This window comes from Lysinibacillus sp. IITD104 (assembly GCF_036698265.2).
GTDB lineage: Bacteria > Bacillota > Bacilli > Bacillales_A > Planococcaceae > Lysinibacillus > Lysinibacillus boronitolerans.
In genome coordinates, this window is record NZ_JBAHYH020000001.1 from 1,660,294 (window position 1) to 1,677,814 (window position 17,521).

A 17,521-nucleotide genomic window follows, 5' to 3' on the forward strand; every position below is an offset into this window, starting at 1 on the left:
CCTTAGGCATTCGCTTTTTGAGCTTCTTCCGCTGCACGTTTTTCTTCCATTTCTGCTGCTAATTTATCAATTTCTTTCTTCAGTTCTTCTACCATTGTTTCTTCTGGCACTTTACGAACTGTTTTCCCCTTCATAAATAACAATCCTTCACCACGAGCACCAGCAATCCCGATATCAGCCTCACGTGCTTCTCCAGGACCGTTTACTGCACAGCCTAGAACAGCTACTTTTAACGGTACATTTAATTTTGAAATATATTCTTCTACTTCATTGGCGATAGAAATCAAATCAATTTCAATGCGTCCACATGTTGGGCAAGAAATCAGTGTGGCCATATTAGAAGCTAGACCAAAGGATTTTAATAATTCTCGTGCTACTTTAATCTCCTCTACAGGGTCAGCAGAAAGGGAGATACGTAATGTGTTTCCAATACCTTTTGAGAGGATAGCTCCAAGACCTGCTGCTGATTTTACAGTACCAGCAAATAATGTCCCTGATTCTGTAATCCCTAAATGGAGCGGATAATTAAAGGCTTTGGCCGCTTTTTCATAGGCTTCAATGGCAAGATTAACGTCAGATGCCTTCATTGACACGATAATATCGTGGAAGTCCAAGTCTTCCAAAATCTTAATGTGGTGTAGAGCAGATTCTACCATCCCATCAGCTGTAGGATAGCCGTATTTTTCTAAAATATGACGCTCTAATGAACCGGCATTTACACCAATACGAATTGGTATACCTTTCGCTTTGGCTGCATTAACAACAGCTTCCACTTTTTCTTTACGACCAATATTACCTGGATTAATACGTACTTTATCAATACCATTTTCAATGGCTTTTAATGCTAATCTATAATCAAAATGAATATCAGCTACTAATGGAATATGAATACGTTTTTTGATTTCGGCAATCGCGTCCGCTGCGCGTTCATCTGGTACAGCAACACGAACAATTTGACAGCCCGCTTCCTCAAGACGAAGAATTTCTGCAACTGTTGCTTCTACATCATGTGTTTTGGTTGTACACATACTTTGAATGAATAATTCATTACTACCACCAATTGTTAAGTTACCGACACGCACAGGGCGTGTATTTGAACGGTGACAAATTTCACTCATTAACTTTCTCTCCTTTTCGGGCCTCTATTTTCAGCCGTCACTGTCATTTATTTTAGCAGTGTAAGAAAATAAGGACAAGGAAGAAACGCTAACTTTTCATTTTCCGCATTTGTTTTCAAGTTCAAATGAGAGAGGAAGCTTGATATTTTCACCTGGAACTAGTGCTTGTAATTGTAAGTGTGGGTTTAAGTTGTAAAAAAGTTGTAAGCGTTCTGGAAAGGTCATGGGAACTTTAGCAGGGTGTAGGGCAAATAAACTATGAATGGTATCTCCTTCAATCGTTTGTACGGTAATATAATTTGGCTCACGTTGTTTTTCACAAAGTCCGTTTTCTGAGCTCTTTGTGGATAAAGCCGCAAGTGGGATGGACCCTTCTGTTAAATCTACTTTGACGACAAAGGCAATTACGATGATGATCGTAGTTAAAATGAATGCTCGCAAAAAATCCCCTCCTTTTCTACACTATATTGAGAAGAGAGGGGATTCATGCACATTATTTTATATTTGGTTGTTTTGGATATTTTGTAAAGGCCACAATTAATAGAGTAATGGTTAAAAATAAAGATAGTACAGTGATAACAGTACTGTTAACGGGCAAATAGTCTGCTAGCATCGAAAGTAACGTAGCCCAAGTGATAGCAAAGGTAGTTGTTCTCCAGATGTGGCGATATTCACCACGACGCTTCATCGCTTTCAAGATAAATAAACCTGCTAAAGCATAAAGGGCAATTTGTGCAAAAATAAGCATTGTTGTCACAACGAAAAGCATTAGGAAAGTGAAAGGGTACAAGAGCCATTTAATGCCCTCTATGTAATCAGTTAAACCAGTTAAACTATCCATATCAAATGTATCAACTGACATACCTGCTGCAAAACGACCTAAAGAGAATACGGACACAATGGTAATCAGTAGAAAAGTATATTGAATAACCTTTCCAATAGGTAACAAACGATAGGCTGCTAGTTTTTTAGGATGTATAAGACTATCAATAAAAAGCTGTGAGTGTTTCATGCTATATCTCCTCCAATCGATATTTTAACATGTTCAAAGAGGACAAGATATGAAAGAAGTATAAATGAGGAGGGTCGTGATGTTAAAATGTTAACATTATGTAAAGAAGTTAAAGGATTTCTTTACTTTTTGTTTGGAATCATTTAATGATTAGAACAGTAGTAGAGATGTAGGAATTGGAGCGAAAACAATTGACAATAGATTGGCAAAGCATTCTCTTTCAGTTTTTAGGTGGGTTAGGGGTCTTTTTATTTTCCATTAAATTCATGGGGGATGGGCTTCAAAAGTCAGCGGATGATCGGCTACGCGAATGGTTAAATCGCTTTACCACAAACCCAATTATGGGTGTCCTGGTAGGTATATTTGTAACGATTTGCATACAATCAAGTTCTGCCACAACAGTCATCACTGTAGGGTTAGTGAGTGCTGGCTTTTTAACATTGCGTCAAGCAATCGGCGTCATTATGGGGGCAAATATCGGTACAACTATTACAGCATTTATTATTGGTATTAATATTGGACTCTATTTTTACCCTTTATTGGCAATTGGTGCGGCCTGTTTATTTTTCTTAAAGAAAGCAACGTATCAACATATTGGTCAGATTCTATTTGGCTTTGGCGGTTTATTTTTAGGGCTAGAGTTGATGAGTGCTAGTATGCAGGCGTTACACCAGCTTGCAGATTTTGCATCGTTAACGCTTCATTTAAGTAATCAGCCGATATTAGGCATATTTTTAGGAACCATTTTCACCTTACTTGTACAAAGCTCTACTGCAACAGTGGGGGTGCTGCAAGGTTTATATGCAGAACAGTTAATTGGTTTAAATAGTGCCTTACCGATTTTGTTTGGTGAAAATATTGGCACGACCATTACAGCTGTTTTAGCTTCTCTTGGAGCTTCTATTTACGCTAAGCGAGCAGCAGCGGCTCATGTACTATTTAATGTGATTGGGACGATTATTTTCATGTTATTGTTTACACCGTTTATGCAATATGTACAGTGGATCAGTGGCGTATTTCATTTGGAGCCTCGCATGCAAATAGCCATTGCTCATGGCTCATTCAATGTATTTAATATGATGATTCAACTGCCCTTTATTGCTGGACTCGCAGCATTGGTTACAAAGCTACTTCCAGGACATGATGGCAATATCAATGTAACAACAAAGCATTTAGATCCATCATTCATTGATTCCTCTCCTGCCATTGCGCTGGGGCAAGCTAAAGAAGAAGTATTACGAATGGGTGAACATGCATTGCGAGGGTTGGAAGAAACGTTTTTATATATGAAATCTGGAGAGGCACAGCATATTCCAACGGTGCTACAGCTAGAAGTCGGGCTTAATCATCTAGACAATGAAATTACTGATTACTTAGTAATGGTGTCTAAGCAGCCTCTTTCTCGTGCAGACTCAGTAAGACATCATACTTTATTAACAAATGTAAGAGACTTTGAACGAATTGGAGATCATTTTGAAAATATATTAGAGCTTTTACAGTATAAGGATCACCACGAGGTTAGCTTAAGTAAATCAGCGCGACAGGACTTGATAGGGATGTTTAGTTTAGCCATTGAGGCAGTACGTAAAAGTATAGAAGCATTAGATACGGCAAGTTTAAGCTTAGCTCAAGAAGTAACAGAGCTAGAAAGCCTGATTGATGATATGGAAGATAAACTACGTCAAAAGCATATTGCACGATTAAATACGAATGAGTGTAGTGGGGCTGCTGGGATTGTTTATATGGATATTGTGAGCAACCTAGAACGGATAGGAGACCATGCAGTAAATATTGCAGATTCTATTTTAGGTATTCGTCATTAATGAAACTTTTCACTTTGTTATTCCGTATGAAAGGCAATGCACGTTAAAAGGAGAGAAACTTTATGGAAGTTGTTGGCTGGATCTTAGTGATTGCCTGCTTTATTATTTCATTTGTTGGTTTAGTGTATCCAATCATTCCTGGTGTACTGTTTTTAGTTGGTGGATTTTTGCTCTATGGCTTATTTTTCTCATTCGCAGAGTTAAGCTGGTGGTTCTGGATTATTGAAATATTATTTGTCGTGCTGTTATTTGGTGCGGACACACTGGCAAATGCATTTGGTATAAAAAAATTTGGTGGCTCCACCGCAGGAATGTGGGGAAGTACCATTGGCTTATTATTCGGTCCATTTGTCATCCCTGTGGCTGGGATTTTAATTGGCCCATTTTTAGGGGCAGTGATCGCTGAATTAATTGTAGAGAAGCGAACATTTAGCGAGGCTGTGAAAAGTGGCGTAGGCTCATTAGTAGGCTTTTTAACTTCTACTATTGCAAAGGCTGTCATTCAAATCGTGATGATTATTGTATTTTTTATCGCCATTTAATGTCTCATTTTTAAGGTTTAGCGTAAGGGATGAAAGGGTAAGATAGTAAACGTATCGGTATTTCGGTCAAAAGGCTGAAATCTTCAAATTGAAGTATTTTTCGTTGAATGGTTTGACCAATTTTGATAATCTAAGGATGTACTAATTATTTCTTATTTTAGGGAGGAACTTAACAATGGCTTACGAATTACCACAATTAACTTACGCTTATGACGCATTAGAACCACATATCGATGCAAAAACAATGGAAATTCACCATTCTAAACACCACAATACTTATGTAACAAACTTAAACGCAGCAGTAGAAGGTACTGAGTTTGCAGAAAAAGACATCAACGACTTAATCGCAAATCTAGATGCTCTTCCAGCTGACAAACAAACTGCTGTACGCAACAACGGTGGCGGACATGCTAACCATACATTATTCTGGGAAGTAATCGCTCCAGGCGGTTCAAATACACCTGTTGGTGAAGTAGCAAAAGCAATCGATGCTAAATTCGGTTCTTTCGATGCTTTCAAAGAAGAATTTGCTAAAGCTGCTACAACTCGCTTCGGTTCAGGTTGGGCTTGGTTAATCGTTGATGGTGACTCAGTTGCTGTTACGTCTACTCCAAACCAAGACTCTCCAGTAATGGAAGGCAAAACACCAGTTTTAGGCTTAGATGTATGGGAACATGCATACTACCTAAACTATCAAAACCGTCGTCCAGATTACATCGGTGCATTCTGGAACGTAGTAAACTGGGATGTAGTAGAAGCTAAATTCCAAGCTGCAAAATAATAACGAATACTTGGCTATGCCTAAAGTGAGCAATCACGGAGGCATAGCCTTTTTTTATTGGATAAAACAGCAAATTAAGGGATGTGAGCTAGAGATTTATGGATAGAGAAGCCGAAATATATGGAGAGCATAAAATAGGGCAACCTTTCTACATAAAGTACCGTCAAATAAATGATGTTTTACATAAGAAATCGTAAGTGCGTGCTTTTCTGTCATACCGTCGAATGGTATACTAGGTATCGTGTATTGAAATGATCAGAAGATGAGGAGGGGAATACATATGCGCAAAGCACCCGGGAAAAATCGCGCGGCGAGTGTTAAAGCAAAACATCATTCTAATTTAACATTTCGTATGAATATCCTTTTCTTTGCAATATTTATCGTATTTTCAATGTTAATTTTTAGACTTGGCTATATGCAGATCGTCAAAGGGGAAGATTATGTACGTGATTTAGAACGTAAAGAAGAGGTACCTGTTAATACAAGTGTGCCAAGGGGACGTATGTATGATCGATACGGGCGTATTTTAGTAGATAATCACCCAGAGAATGCCATTACGTATACGAAGATGCAAACAACCACAACAGAGGAAATGCTTGATATCGCGAAAAAGCTGGCACAATTAATTGAACAGCCAACAAAGCGTGTCACATTGCGTGATAAACAGGATTTTTGGATACTACAAAATCACGATGCTGCCTATGAAAAGATCACCAAGGCAGAAGAGGATAAAATCCGAGCACAAGAAAATATTACAACAAGCCAAATCAATGCAGAGATTGATAAACTGGTACGCGAACGTATAACAAATGATGAACTTTTACAATTAACAGAGGCAGATTTAGAGGTATTAGCGATTTATCGTGAGATGGTATCTGGCTATAATCTATCTCCTCAAATCATTAAAAGTGAGAATGTATCAGCAGATGAATTTGCACGTGTATCTGAGCGTTTAACTGAACTACCAGGTGTTAATACAACAACAGACTGGAAACGCGTCAAATTATCGTCTTTATCTATTCTTGGCCGCACAACGGTTCCAACAAAAGGGATACCGAAAGAGAAGCTCAATTATTATTTAGCACGTGACTACTCGCGTAATGACCGTGTAGGAGAAAGTTACATTGAAGCACAATATGAAGAATTACTACAAGGTCAAAAAACCGTTGTTAAAAACATTACCAATAAAAAAGGCCAGGTAGTCGACACAGTAACAACCTATGAAGGGGAGCCGGGTAAAGACTTAATCCTATCATTGGATAGTGAGTTGCAAGCTGCAACGGATAAGATTGTAGAAGAAGAACTGCTTAATTTAAAGGCACTTCCTGGATCGTACTTATTAGATCGAGCCTTTTTAATTATGATGGACCCGAATACTGGGGACATCTTATCTATGGTTGGTAAGAAAATAGAAAAAGATCCTGACACAGGAAAAAATATGATCGTTGACTATGCTTATGGGTCATTTACAACGGCTTATGAAGCAGGTTCATCCGTTAAAGCAGCGACAGTTCTTACAGGTTACAATCAAGGTGTAATTTCGATGGGTACTTCAATGGGAGATGAGCCGATTATATTAGCTGGCACGGATCCGAAAACGTCTATTTTTAACAGGGGTGGATATATCCCGATGAATGACTTGTTGGCATTAGAACGTTCTTCCAACTCCTATATGTTTAAAATTGCGTTGCTGCTTAATGGAACACCTTATAGTTATGGTATGCCATTACGCTTAAAGGACGATACGTTCTCAAAAATGCGTAATAATTATGCGCAATTTGGTTTAGGTGTGAAAACAGGCATTGATTTACCAAATGAATTTAGCGGAGTGCGTGGTCCATCAGGTCCAACAATGGGTGGTAAAACACTTGACTTGGCGATTGGTCAGTATGATACGTATACACCACTTCAACTTGCGCAATATATTTCAACAGTTGCCAATGGTGGCTATCGTATTCAGCCACATGTTGTAAAAGAGGTTCGTGACCCATCGCAGGATGGCAAACAATTAGGCCAATTAGTGACAGAAGTAGGACCAACTATTTTAAATCAAATTGATAATCCAAAAGAGGAAATCGATTATGTAAAAAAAGGATTGCGTCGAGTATATACTGGTAATCAAGGTACAGCAAGAGCTCAATTTGCGGATACTCCATATACAGCTGCTGGGAAAACTGGTACTGCAGAGGTAGTATACTATGGTCCACTACGTGAATACTTTGGTACAAACACGATTAACTTAACGCATGTTGGTTTTGCACCATATGAAAATCCTGAAATTGCCTATGCAGTTGTGATCCCATGGGTTAATACAAATTTAGCTCCACACTACTATCAAAATAATGTCATCGCTAGACGTTCTTTAGATAATTACTTTGAATTAAAAGCAAAATACCAAGCTGAAAAAGTGACAGATAGTAATGTAAAACAGCCAATTTTACCAGCGATTACAGAAGAAAAAATTGGTGAGGATGAACAGGAATAAAGGGCATGGGGTATGCTCTAATACAAAAAACAGATTTGGAAAATTTATTTTCCAAATCTGTTTTTATTTTAACCTTTTCAAGACGAATCATTAATTTTAAATGATGGGCTAATTCATTAACTATAAAAACAACAAGGGTTGCTGAGATGAGGGGCGTATACAGAAAAAGATGACGCTCTACTTTTTTAGTAGTCTTCATTATTTCTATATTGATAGCATGGTCGACTTATCGTTCTTCAGTGTATTGAAGAATCTTTAAATGTAGCGGGAAAGACATTGTGCATAATTCAGAGGGACTTGTCAAAATTGATGAACTCAATCAGTCAGTTGCGAAATTTAAACTGAACTATGTAGTGAAAGGGGCGTTTGCATAGCAAAACGCCCCTTTAAGATATTAAGTGCCTTTATGCGGATAATTGCTGAATGGCTAATTCAAATTGCTCTCTTGGTTTTACCCCATAAAGTTCTATATTGTTATAGAAATAAGAAGCTAGCATAAAATCAATCGCCTCTTGAAGTGTGTAGTCCCGATGTTCCATTACTAATGATAAATATGTTTTAAAATAATCAGCATTTTGTACTTTTGCATGTTTCATGACAAAGGTCAAACTCTCCTTATCATTAAAATAAATATTTCCTGACACAATTGCTTATTATAACACCTTTCTAATAGGAAGCAAGTTTCTACAATTGTAAATGCATCTTTACAATCGTTTACAAAGCATTACATTCCTTTACATCTCTTTTACGAACCGTTTATACGACTTCAACATTCAGTCATTATAGTAAAGATTGTAAGACAAATAACTATAAAACAGTTCATGACGGAGGCAAATGAGATGAAAAAGTGGAAGTACTTAACGATGACAGCAGTAATGGGTTCTGCATTAATGCTAGGTGCATGTGGTAGCGATTCTGCACAAAACGGAAACAATGCAGAAACGAACGCACCAGCAAGCTCAGGACAAGAAGCTGCTGATGAAAAGCTACAAGGGGCTGTAGCTGGAGATGGCTCATCAACAGTAGCACCAATCATTGAGGCAGTTGTTGAAGAGTATGCAGGTACACAACCAGATGTCAAAGTATCAGTGGGGGTTTCTGGTACTGGTGGTGGTTTTGAAAAATTCATCGCAGGTGAAACAGACTTTTCAAATGCATCTCGTAATATAAAAGATGAAGAGAAAAAGAAATTAGAAGAAGCGGGCATTGATTTTACAGAGTTAGCTTTAGCATATGACGGATTATCAGTAGTAGTGAATCCAGAAAATGATTGGGCGAAGGATTTAACTGTAGAACAACTACAAAAAATTTGGATTGAAGATGGGAAAGAGAAAAAATGGTCTGATATTGATCCATCTTGGCCAGATGAAAAAATCGTTTACTATTCACCAGGTACTGATTCAGGCACATACGACTACTTTGATGAAGTGATTTTAGATGGAGCAGATCTAGTAAGCTCAGCAACATTATCAGAGGATGATAATATGCTAGTGCAAGGTGTGGCTGGTGATAAAAACGCTATCGGTTTCTTCGGTTATGCTTACTACCTTGAAAATAAAGATAAATTAAATATTGTAAAAATAAATGGCGTAGAGCCAACAAGTGAAACAATTGAAGGTGGCGAATATAAACCACTTTCACGTCCACTATTCACATACGTGAAAAATAGTGCGATGAAGGACAATGAGGCAGCATACGACTTCATTAAATTTACACTTGAAAACGCAGGTGATATGGCTGAAGCAGTTGGCTATGTTCGTTTACCTGAAGAAAAATATACTGAAGGCTTAAAAACTTTAGAAGGCTTAAAATAAGAAGACATGCATAGAGGGAAAGAGATGTATGCTCTTTCCCTCACTTATTTGAAAGGAGCTCCCAATGGTTTCTCAAAAGGAAGATAAGACATCATCTGTGCAGCAATTAATTGCAAATTCGCGCAATCAAAAAACGAAGAAAATAGTGGAAAAAGCCATGCCAGCTCTATTATTTTCTGCAGCTATTATTTCGATATTAACAACATTTGGCATTGTTTTCACCCTTATTTTTGAAACGTTTGAATTCTTTAAACGTGTGTCGATTACGGATTTCCTTTTCGGTACAAAATGGTTACCATTTTCAGGTAACGAACCGTTGTTTGGGATATTGCCATTAATCGCTGGTACATTAAAAGTGACACTTATTGCAGTTGTAGTAGCTGTACCATTTGGAATAGCTTCAGCTATCTATTTAAGTGAATATGCAAGTGAGAAGACAAGACGTACAGTGAAACCAATTTTAGAGGTATTAGCAGGTGTGCCAACAATTGTTTATGGCTTCTTTGCCTTAACATTTGTCACACCAGTTTTACAAGAAATTGTACCTGGACTCAAACTATTTAATGCCTTAAGTCCTGGTATTGTTGTAGGAATTATGATTTTACCAATGATTACATCTCTTTCAGAAGATGCCATGTCATCAGTACCAAATAGTATGCGTGAAGGAGCTTTAGCTCTAGGTGCGACGAAATTTGAGGTAGCAATCAAAGTAGTACTACCCGCTGCACTTTCAGGGATTGTGGCTTCTGTTGTGTTAGCTATTTCCCGGGCAATTGGAGAAACAATGATTGTATCACTAGCAGGTGGTTCGACACCGAAATTTGACCTCAGTGTGACAGACTCTATTCAAACAATGACTGCATACATTGTACAGGTTTCAACTGGTGATGCGGGCTATGGTACAACTATTTATTACTCTATTTATTCAGTAGGATTCACACTATTTATCTTTACACTAGTAATGAATTTACTTGCTCATTATATTTCGAAACGCTTCAGGGAGGTTTACTAGCATGCGCTATATGGATGACACGGTCGTCATGAAACGAATGACAAAGCGTATTACAGCAAATAAAGTTTGGAAAACCCTATTTTTCTTAGCTACTACATTTGCACTTGTTACTCTAGCTGTTTTACTGTACCGCATTGTGACACAGGGAATTGATTACTTAAACATCGATTTCTTGACGAATTTTGCATCACGATTTGCGGATAAGGCAGGTATCAAAGCTGCTTTAATCGGTTCGCTTTGGTTAATGGCAGTTGTGGCACCCGTATCGATTATTTTAGGTGTAGGTACTGCGATTTATTTAGAAGAGTATGCTAAGAAAAATAAAATCAATGACTTTATTCGTATGAATATATCGAATCTAGCAGGTGTTCCTTCCATTGTTTTTGGATTACTTGGATTAACAATTTTCGTACGTATGATGGGTCTAGGAAAAAGTATTTTAGCAGCTGGTTTTACAATGAGTTTGTTAATTTTACCTGTTATCATTGTAGCGGCTCAAGAGGCCATTCGTGCAGTGCCAAATGAACAACGTGAAGCTTCGTATGGCATGGGTGCAACGAAATGGCAAACGATTTTGCGTGTTGTCTTACCAGCAGCAATTCCAGGTATTTTAACAGGAAGTATTTTAGCCTTGTCTCGTGCCATCGGAGAAACAGCTCCACTAGTTGTAATCGGAATTCCAGTTATCCTGCAGTTTTTACCGAATGGTTTATTGAGTCAATTTACAGCACTACCGATGCAAATCTATGATTGGGCAAAACGACCACAAGAAGCCTTTCAGTATGTAGCAGCAGCAGGTATTTTAGTGCTTATGACAGTGCTGTTATTGATGAATTCTATTGCCATATATATTCGAAATAAATTCCAAAAACGTTATTAATGAGGTGACCTTATGGTACTAGATTTTAAAGAGGAAAAAACAATTGTCAAACGGAATCAAACAACGACGAAGTCTATAACAGATGTGGCGAAAAATATTGTCTACGATACACGAAATTTAAACCTATGGTATGGTGATCACCATGGCTTAAAAGATGTTAATTTAAGCATCTATGAAAATGAAGTAACGGCGATTATTGGGCCATCTGGCTGTGGGAAATCTACGTATCTAAAAACATTAAACCGCATGGTTGAACTTGTACCAATCGTTCGTACATCAGGAGAAATTTTATATCGTGAGCGTAATATTTTAGATAAAAACTATACGGTAGAGGAATTAAGAACACGTGTGGGAATGGTGTTCCAAAAGCCAAACCCATTCCCAAAATCTATTTATGATAACATTGCCTACGGACCAAGAATTCATGGTATTAAAAATAAAAAAATTCTAGATGAAATTGTGGAGAAATCACTAAGAGGGGCAGCCATTTGGGATGAGGTAAAAGATCGTTTGAATCAAAATGCCTACGGATTATCAGGTGGTCAGCAACAACGTATTTGTATTGCACGCTGCTTAGCGATTGAGCCTGATGTCATCTTAATGGATGAGCCAACATCTGCCTTAGACCCGATTTCTACGTTGAAAGTGGAAGAGCTTGTACAAGAACTGAAAAAGGATTATTCGATTGTCATTGTGACACATAATATGCAGCAAGCGGCACGTATTTCTGATCGTACAGCATTCTTCCTAAGTGGAGAGGTTGTCGAGTACGATAAAACGGATGTTATTTTCCAAACACCAGCAGATCAACGTACAGAAGACTATATTTCAGGACGTTTCGGCTAAGGAGGGCAATGAATGATCGTACGTGAACGTTTTGAACAAGAGTTAAAAGAGGTACAGGGGCAATTTCTTGCAATTGCCAACAGTAGTATCATAGCTTTAAAAACAGCGTTTGAAGCATTGGTGGAGCAGGATTTAGAAAAGGCCTTAAAAATTTTAGAAGACGATTTAATCATTAATCGGCTTGAAGAAGAAATTAATGACCATGTAATCTTAATGATTGCCAAGCAACAACCAGTGGCAACGGATTTACGCCGTCTCATGGTTCTTGTAAAGGCAGCATCGGATATGGAAAGAGTAGGCGACTATGCGGTTAATATAGCTAAAGAAGCAATTCGAATTGGCAAAGAACCGATGATTTTTCCTATAACGAATCTCCAAACCATGTGCAATAAAACAGTAGAAATGCTAGAAAGTATCATGAAGGCCTTTACTGAGGAAGATACGGTACGTGCTAAAGAGATTGCAGAATTAGATGATTATGTGGACGATTTATACGGGGCAACGATTACACTTTTACTTCGTGCTGGGGTAGAAAACCCATCCCATATTTCACAGATTACGCACCTAACATTTATTTGCCGCTATTTAGAACGTTCTGCTGATCATGCAACAAATATTGCAGAGCATCTATTTTACTTAGTAAAAGGCAAACATTATGAGTTAAATAATTAAGAGAGAAGAGCTGTTTTTTAGCTCTTTTTTTCATTTGCATAAAAATATTCCCTGAAGGAGCAACATTGTCTTTTGTTGTAGCGTCTTTATAGCGAGCGTTTTTGTATTGTCAAAAAAAAAATTTGGTTATACTATAGACATTATCCAAAAAATGTGGTGCTTAGGAGGTGCTGCTATATGAATGATGCAATGGAAACCCTCATCAAGCAATTTGACAAGCAGTTGACAATAGAACAACTTGACTATTTACGTTTTCTCTATGAAAACCTGCATATAGAGGAGTTAAGTGAAGGGGAACAACATTATTTTATCGATTATTTTTTCAAGAGTGAGCCATTACGAAATATGGCAGCATTTGCTCTAGAATTGACAGATATAATGCATGAAATCCAAGAGAATATCCCTGCAATTGAGCAGGCTGAACGCCTAGCAAACGGCAAAGAGCAACGCCAGTACTATGAACGAAAATGGTCAGAGCTCAGACGTCAAAAGCTCAAGCAACAGACAACAAAAAGCGGAAATATTTACTATGTACCCTTTCATGATTATCAACAAGACCCTGGTCCGATGATTATTTGTTTAGAACAAACGACAGGCATGGCTGCTTATTCTGAAATTTGTAAAAGTATGATTTTAGCGTTATTTATGAGTGCACATCGAGAAGGCCGTGATTTATATATCGTACCGTATGATCGACAAATTCATGTCCACTACCGCTTTGAAAATGGTCATTTAAATTTAGCTGATTTTAAAAGTTTTATCGAATATAAGGCAAAGGGAGAGGCAGCCATTTTACCTGTTTTACAGTTTGTGAAAGCATTGTTACAGGAAAATCAACTAGGCACAGAGGCAGATGTCATTATTTTTACAGAAGGAACACCTATTGATGGGCAGCATCTCGTTGGCAAGCAAGCTAAAAGTATGCTAAAGGAAATGAAGCAAAAATATCATGCTGAATTTTCGGTGATTGCCATGCATGAACATAATTTTAATAAACAGCAATTTTGGTTTGCTAGCAAGGCTTTTTTTGCAGATGATGCCATACAATAACAAAAAGGGGCTAACCATTACTGAAGGTCGGCTCCTTTTTGCTGGCGATACATAGGTAGTTAAAGGAGAAATACATGGATTCATTACATTGGTTATTACCTAAATTTACAGTCCCAACTTGGTTAGATGGCTTAATTGCCATCATTATTTGTTTAGTCGGGTGGCTTATTCAACGTTTCATTATCAAAAAAATTATTCATCGTGTCGTAATATTTTTAAAAGATCGTCAGCGCAATTTTCAGGCAAATGTCCTTGCGCAATTTAGTAAAGCAATTGGCTATGCCTTTATGACGACGGTCATTGTGCTAAGCTTATCTTATTTAATAAAAGTTCCTTTATTTACGCAGCCATCAACAAAGAATTTTGTATTGTCTATTATGGTGTTTTTTGCTTTTAAAGGAATTTATGATGTGTTAAATTTTTATACGAAACAACCATTTGAATTAACGAGCGAAGAGGATCAGAATGTTTTATTACCGTTTTTCCTACGAATCGGTAAAGTACTTATCATGATTTTTGCTATGTTTACCATTGCTTCCTTTTGGGATTTTAATCTGAATGGCTTTTTAACAGGCATCGGTTTAACCGGAGTAGCGATTGCCTTTGGGATTCGCGATACACTAGCGCATGTATTTGGTGGTATGTCCGTAGCCTTAGATAATCCATTCCAAATAGGAGATTGGATCGCGACAGAGGATCAAAAAATTGAAGGAACGATTGAGGATATCAATTTAAGAAGTACCTTAATTCAAACAGGAGACAAAGGGCTTGTGTATGTACCGAACTCCTATTTAGTGAATCGTCCACTGTATAATTTATCTAAACGAGAAAAACGGAAATGTGAGCAATTTTTATATGTCACTGCCGATAATGACGAGGACGATCTACGCAGCGCTTTAACGGCTATTCATAAGGAAATTTATTTACATGCTAAAACAGAGAAAGACATGATTCATGTATTTATAGATGAATTTCATCATGATTCGTATCGCGTGCTTGTTCGATTCTTTGTTGCGACAAATGATACCGCTGTTATGCTGGAAGTGCGGCAGGATATTTTATTTGCCATTCGTCAAATAATGGGGGAGTTATCGATTACGTTAGCTAGCCATCATGAAGATGAAAATCTACGAAAGAAATAAATTGAATTGTAAGATACTTTGCTTTACAATATTACCAAGAAATCAGCTTTGATGAAGAGTAGTAGCTAGTACAATTTGTCATAGAGAGCTAGTGGTTGGTGGAAACTAGTACAAATGTTTAGTGAATGGACTTCGGAGCTCTAATCCTGAAAACAGTATGGATTAGCGGATGCCTACGTTATAAGGCTTAAAGAGGGTCTTCATATCAGAAGACCAATGAAGGTGGCACCACGGCTTTTCCGTCCTTTTGTGATGGAAAGGCCTTTTTATATTTTTATCTTTAGACAGCAAATGTTTTAGCTGAATGAAGAGAAAGACTTTGGCAGATCACTGTTGCTAAAGATAGATAAGGTGTAGAAGAGCAGAGCTTAGAGAAGGAGAGAAGAGTATGACAGTTGAGCTTAGAAAGTATGCTATGAAAGTATTGCAGGGGGATATGATGACCCCAATCTCTGTGTATCAATCACTTAAAGGGCAGCATAAAATGTTGTTCGAATCATCAGCGAAACATGAGGAAAGTGGGCGCTATTCCTTTATCGCCATCAATCCAGTGGCTGAGATAAAAGGAAATAACGAAGAATTCGTTTTCTCAAAAGGAGCAGAAAATGACAAGGTTAAAGGCAATGTGCTTGATCGATTAAAAGCCATAATACCCTTTCATGAAGAAAACTATCCTTTTGCTTTCTTTGGAGGAGCCATAGGTTTCTTTGGCTATGAAACGGCATTTTACACAGAAAAAATTGGTGACTATTTACAGGATGATTTAGCGATGCCTGATGTTCATGTTTTTTTCTATGATACATTTATTGTTTTTGATCATGTAACACAGGAAATTACACTAGCTTCAATTGACCTATTTCAGGAGGGACGTTCCTTAGTGGAGATGGAAGCTGCTATTGCGACAATGGAGCAACAGCTTTGTGCAGGTACGACCTTTGAGGCATTAAAGGTGGATGAGCTACAGTTTAAGCCAATGATTTCAAAGGAGCGGTTCGTGACCTTAGTAGAACGTGCAAAGCGGCATATTTTACGAGGTGATATTTTCCAAATTGTGTTATCGCAACGCTTTTCAGCACCGTTTACAGGTTCGCCCTTCTCACTTTATCGTCAATTACGCACATCCAATCCGTCACCCTATATGTTCTATATGGATTATGGAGACTATGTTATTTTAGGAACATCCCCAGAAAGTCTTGTAAAAGTAAGAAATCGAAAAGTGACAACCAACCCAATAGCAGGGACAAAGCCACGTGGCACGACAACAGAACAGGATGAAGCAATCGCAAATGCCTTGTTAGAAGATAGCAAGGAAATAGCTGAGCACCGTATGTTAGTGGATTTAGGTCGTAATGATCTTGGACGTATTGCTAAAGTCGGTTCCGTCAAGCTAGTCAAATACATGAATATTGAGCGCTATAAATATGTGATGCATATGGTGTCTGAGGTTATTGCCGAATTACGAGATGACCTCCATGTACTGGATGTACTTCGCGCTTGTTTACCTGCTGGTACAGTATCAGGGGCACCTAAAATACGCGCCATGCAATTGATTAATGAATTAGAACCAGTAAAACGTGGGGTGTATGCGGGAGCAGTAGGTTATATTTCGACAACTGGTGATATGGACTTGGCCCTCGCGATTCGCACGATGCTCATCAAAGATCAAAAGGCACATGTGCAGGCAGGAGCAGGTATTGTTTACGATTCGATTCCATTGTCAGAATATGAAGAAACGCTGAATAAGGCCCGTGCCCTATTGGAGGTAAAAAAATGATTTTATTAATTGATAACTACGATTCTTTTACCTATAATTTATTTCAACAAATCAGTATGCTTGGAAAAAGCGTCAAGGTTGTGCGAAATGATGCCATTACTATAGAAGAAATTCAAAAATTATCGCCAGAAGCCATTATTTTATCACCAGGACCAGGAACGCCAGATGACGCAGGTATAACGATAGAGGTCATCAAGGAACTCTATCAAAAATTCCCTATTTTAGGTATTTGTCTTGGACATCAATCTATAGGGCAGGCTTTTGGCGCAAATATTGTGCAAGCCACAAACATTATGCATGGAAAGCTGTCCCCATTACAATATGAGAAAACTGGTTTATTTGCCCAATTAGATGGAGATATCGAGGTTATGCGGTATCATTCACTTATTATTGAAGAGCAAACATTACACAAGGATTTTAAGATACTTGCAACATCGGGTGATGACGGGGAGATTATGGCCATTCAACATAAAGATTATCCTCTCTATGGGCTGCAGTTTCACCCCGAATCAATCGGTACAAAAGAAGGCAGTAGTATGATGCAAGCCTTCCTAGAAAGTATAGCGTAAT

The 17,521-nt window shown here is 37.9% G+C and carries 17 protein-coding genes and 1 other annotated feature; of the genes, 13 read left to right on the top strand and 4 right to left on the bottom strand.

The genetic code is table 11. From position 1 onward, the window contains the following. Positions 1–2: 2 nt before the first annotated feature. The 3 genes from ispG to V1L66_RS08380 form a co-directional block, all read right to left on the bottom strand. On the bottom strand, positions 3–1,118 hold the full coding sequence (gene ispG, locus V1L66_RS08370) for a flavodoxin-dependent (E)-4-hydroxy-3-methylbut-2-enyl-diphosphate synthase (protein ID WP_036076197.1): 1,116 nt from the start codon (positions 1,116–1,118) through the stop codon (positions 3–5). Positions 1,119–1,214: 96 nt separating this feature from the next. Next, positions 1,215–1,559, bottom strand: coding sequence for a hypothetical protein (locus V1L66_RS08375; protein ID WP_016993487.1), 345 nt, complete (start codon positions 1,557–1,559; stop codon positions 1,215–1,217). Between the two features lie 52 nt (positions 1,560–1,611). Next, on the bottom strand, positions 1,612–2,130 hold the full coding sequence (locus V1L66_RS08380; protein WP_036076196.1) for a DUF1189 family protein: 519 nt from the start codon (positions 2,128–2,130) through the stop codon (positions 1,612–1,614). Positions 2,131–2,321: 191 nt separating this feature from the next. Here V1L66_RS08380 and V1L66_RS08385 point away from each other — a divergent pair, with 191 nt between their 5' ends. From V1L66_RS08385 to V1L66_RS08400, 4 genes are all read left to right on the top strand, one after another. Continuing rightward, positions 2,322–3,953, top strand: coding sequence for a Na/Pi cotransporter family protein (locus V1L66_RS08385; protein WP_333005822.1), 1,632 nt, complete (start codon positions 2,322–2,324; stop codon positions 3,951–3,953). Between the two features lie 62 nt (positions 3,954–4,015). Continuing rightward, positions 4,016–4,495 (top strand): DUF456 domain-containing protein, encoded by a 480-nt coding sequence (locus V1L66_RS08390; protein WP_016995357.1) that lies wholly within the window; start codon positions 4,016–4,018, stop codon positions 4,493–4,495. A 175-nt stretch (positions 4,496–4,670) separates the two neighbouring features. Next, entirely contained in the window at positions 4,671–5,276 is a 606-nt protein-coding gene (locus V1L66_RS08395) for a superoxide dismutase (protein WP_016995356.1), read from the top strand. 280 nt (positions 5,277–5,556) lie between these two features. Further along, entirely contained in the window at positions 5,557–7,761 is a 2,205-nt protein-coding gene (locus tag V1L66_RS08400) for a penicillin-binding protein 2 (RefSeq protein WP_333005824.1), read from the top strand. A gap of 404 nt (positions 7,762–8,165) precedes the next feature. On the opposite strand, the gene V1L66_RS08405 is transcribed toward V1L66_RS08400, so the two are convergent. Beyond that, entirely contained in the window at positions 8,166–8,357 is a 192-nt protein-coding gene (locus V1L66_RS08405; RefSeq protein ID WP_131520597.1) for a hypothetical protein, read from the bottom strand. A gap of 243 nt (positions 8,358–8,600) precedes the next feature. Between V1L66_RS08405 and V1L66_RS08410 the strand changes: the two genes are divergently transcribed. The 9 genes from V1L66_RS08410 (at position 8,601) to V1L66_RS08450 (ending at position 17,520) form a co-directional block, all read left to right on the top strand. Then, a complete protein-coding gene (locus tag V1L66_RS08410; RefSeq protein WP_036076192.1) occupies positions 8,601–9,575 on the top strand; it encodes a PstS family phosphate ABC transporter substrate-binding protein in 975 nt (324 codons plus the stop codon). A gap of 64 nt (positions 9,576–9,639) precedes the next feature. Beyond that, positions 9,640–10,587 carry a phosphate ABC transporter permease subunit PstC gene (pstC, locus tag V1L66_RS08415; RefSeq protein ID WP_016992373.1) on the top strand — a complete coding sequence of 316 codons (948 nt, stop codon included), beginning with the start codon at positions 9,640–9,642 and terminating at the stop codon, positions 10,585–10,587. A gap of 1 nt (position 10,588) precedes the next feature. Beyond that, positions 10,589–11,467, top strand: a complete 879-nt coding sequence (pstA, locus tag V1L66_RS08420) for a phosphate ABC transporter permease PstA (RefSeq protein WP_016992372.1) — start codon at positions 10,589–10,591, stop codon at positions 11,465–11,467. A 12-nt stretch (positions 11,468–11,479) separates the two neighbouring features. Next, positions 11,480–12,313 carry a phosphate ABC transporter ATP-binding protein PstB gene (pstB, locus tag V1L66_RS08425; protein WP_333005828.1) on the top strand — a complete coding sequence of 278 codons (834 nt, stop codon included), beginning with the start codon at positions 11,480–11,482 and terminating at the stop codon, positions 12,311–12,313. A 12-nt stretch (positions 12,314–12,325) separates the two neighbouring features. Beyond that, positions 12,326–12,985 carry a phosphate signaling complex protein PhoU gene (phoU, locus tag V1L66_RS08430; protein ID WP_036076190.1) on the top strand — a complete coding sequence of 220 codons (660 nt, stop codon included), beginning with the start codon at positions 12,326–12,328 and terminating at the stop codon, positions 12,983–12,985. 177 nt (positions 12,986–13,162) lie between these two features. Continuing rightward, positions 13,163–14,035 carry a hypothetical protein gene (locus V1L66_RS08435; protein WP_333005830.1) on the top strand — a complete coding sequence of 291 codons (873 nt, stop codon included), beginning with the start codon at positions 13,163–13,165 and terminating at the stop codon, positions 14,033–14,035. A 74-nt stretch (positions 14,036–14,109) separates the two neighbouring features. Next, complete coding sequence (locus V1L66_RS08440) at positions 14,110–15,177, top strand: mechanosensitive ion channel domain-containing protein (RefSeq protein ID WP_333005832.1); 1,068 nt, start codon at positions 14,110–14,112, stop codon at positions 15,175–15,177. Positions 15,178–15,216: 39 nt separating this feature from the next. Next, positions 15,217–15,427 (top strand) — a binding site (T-box leader). A gap of 138 nt (positions 15,428–15,565) precedes the next feature. Further along, entirely contained in the window at positions 15,566–16,951 is a 1,386-nt protein-coding gene (gene trpE, locus V1L66_RS08445) for an anthranilate synthase component I (protein WP_016992367.1), read from the top strand. Then, positions 16,948–17,520 (top strand): aminodeoxychorismate/anthranilate synthase component II, encoded by a 573-nt coding sequence (locus V1L66_RS08450; protein ID WP_036076186.1) that lies wholly within the window; start codon positions 16,948–16,950, stop codon positions 17,518–17,520. Before trpE ends, V1L66_RS08450 begins: the two co-directional genes overlap by 4 nt. The last annotated feature ends 1 nt before the right edge of the window (position 17,521 follow it).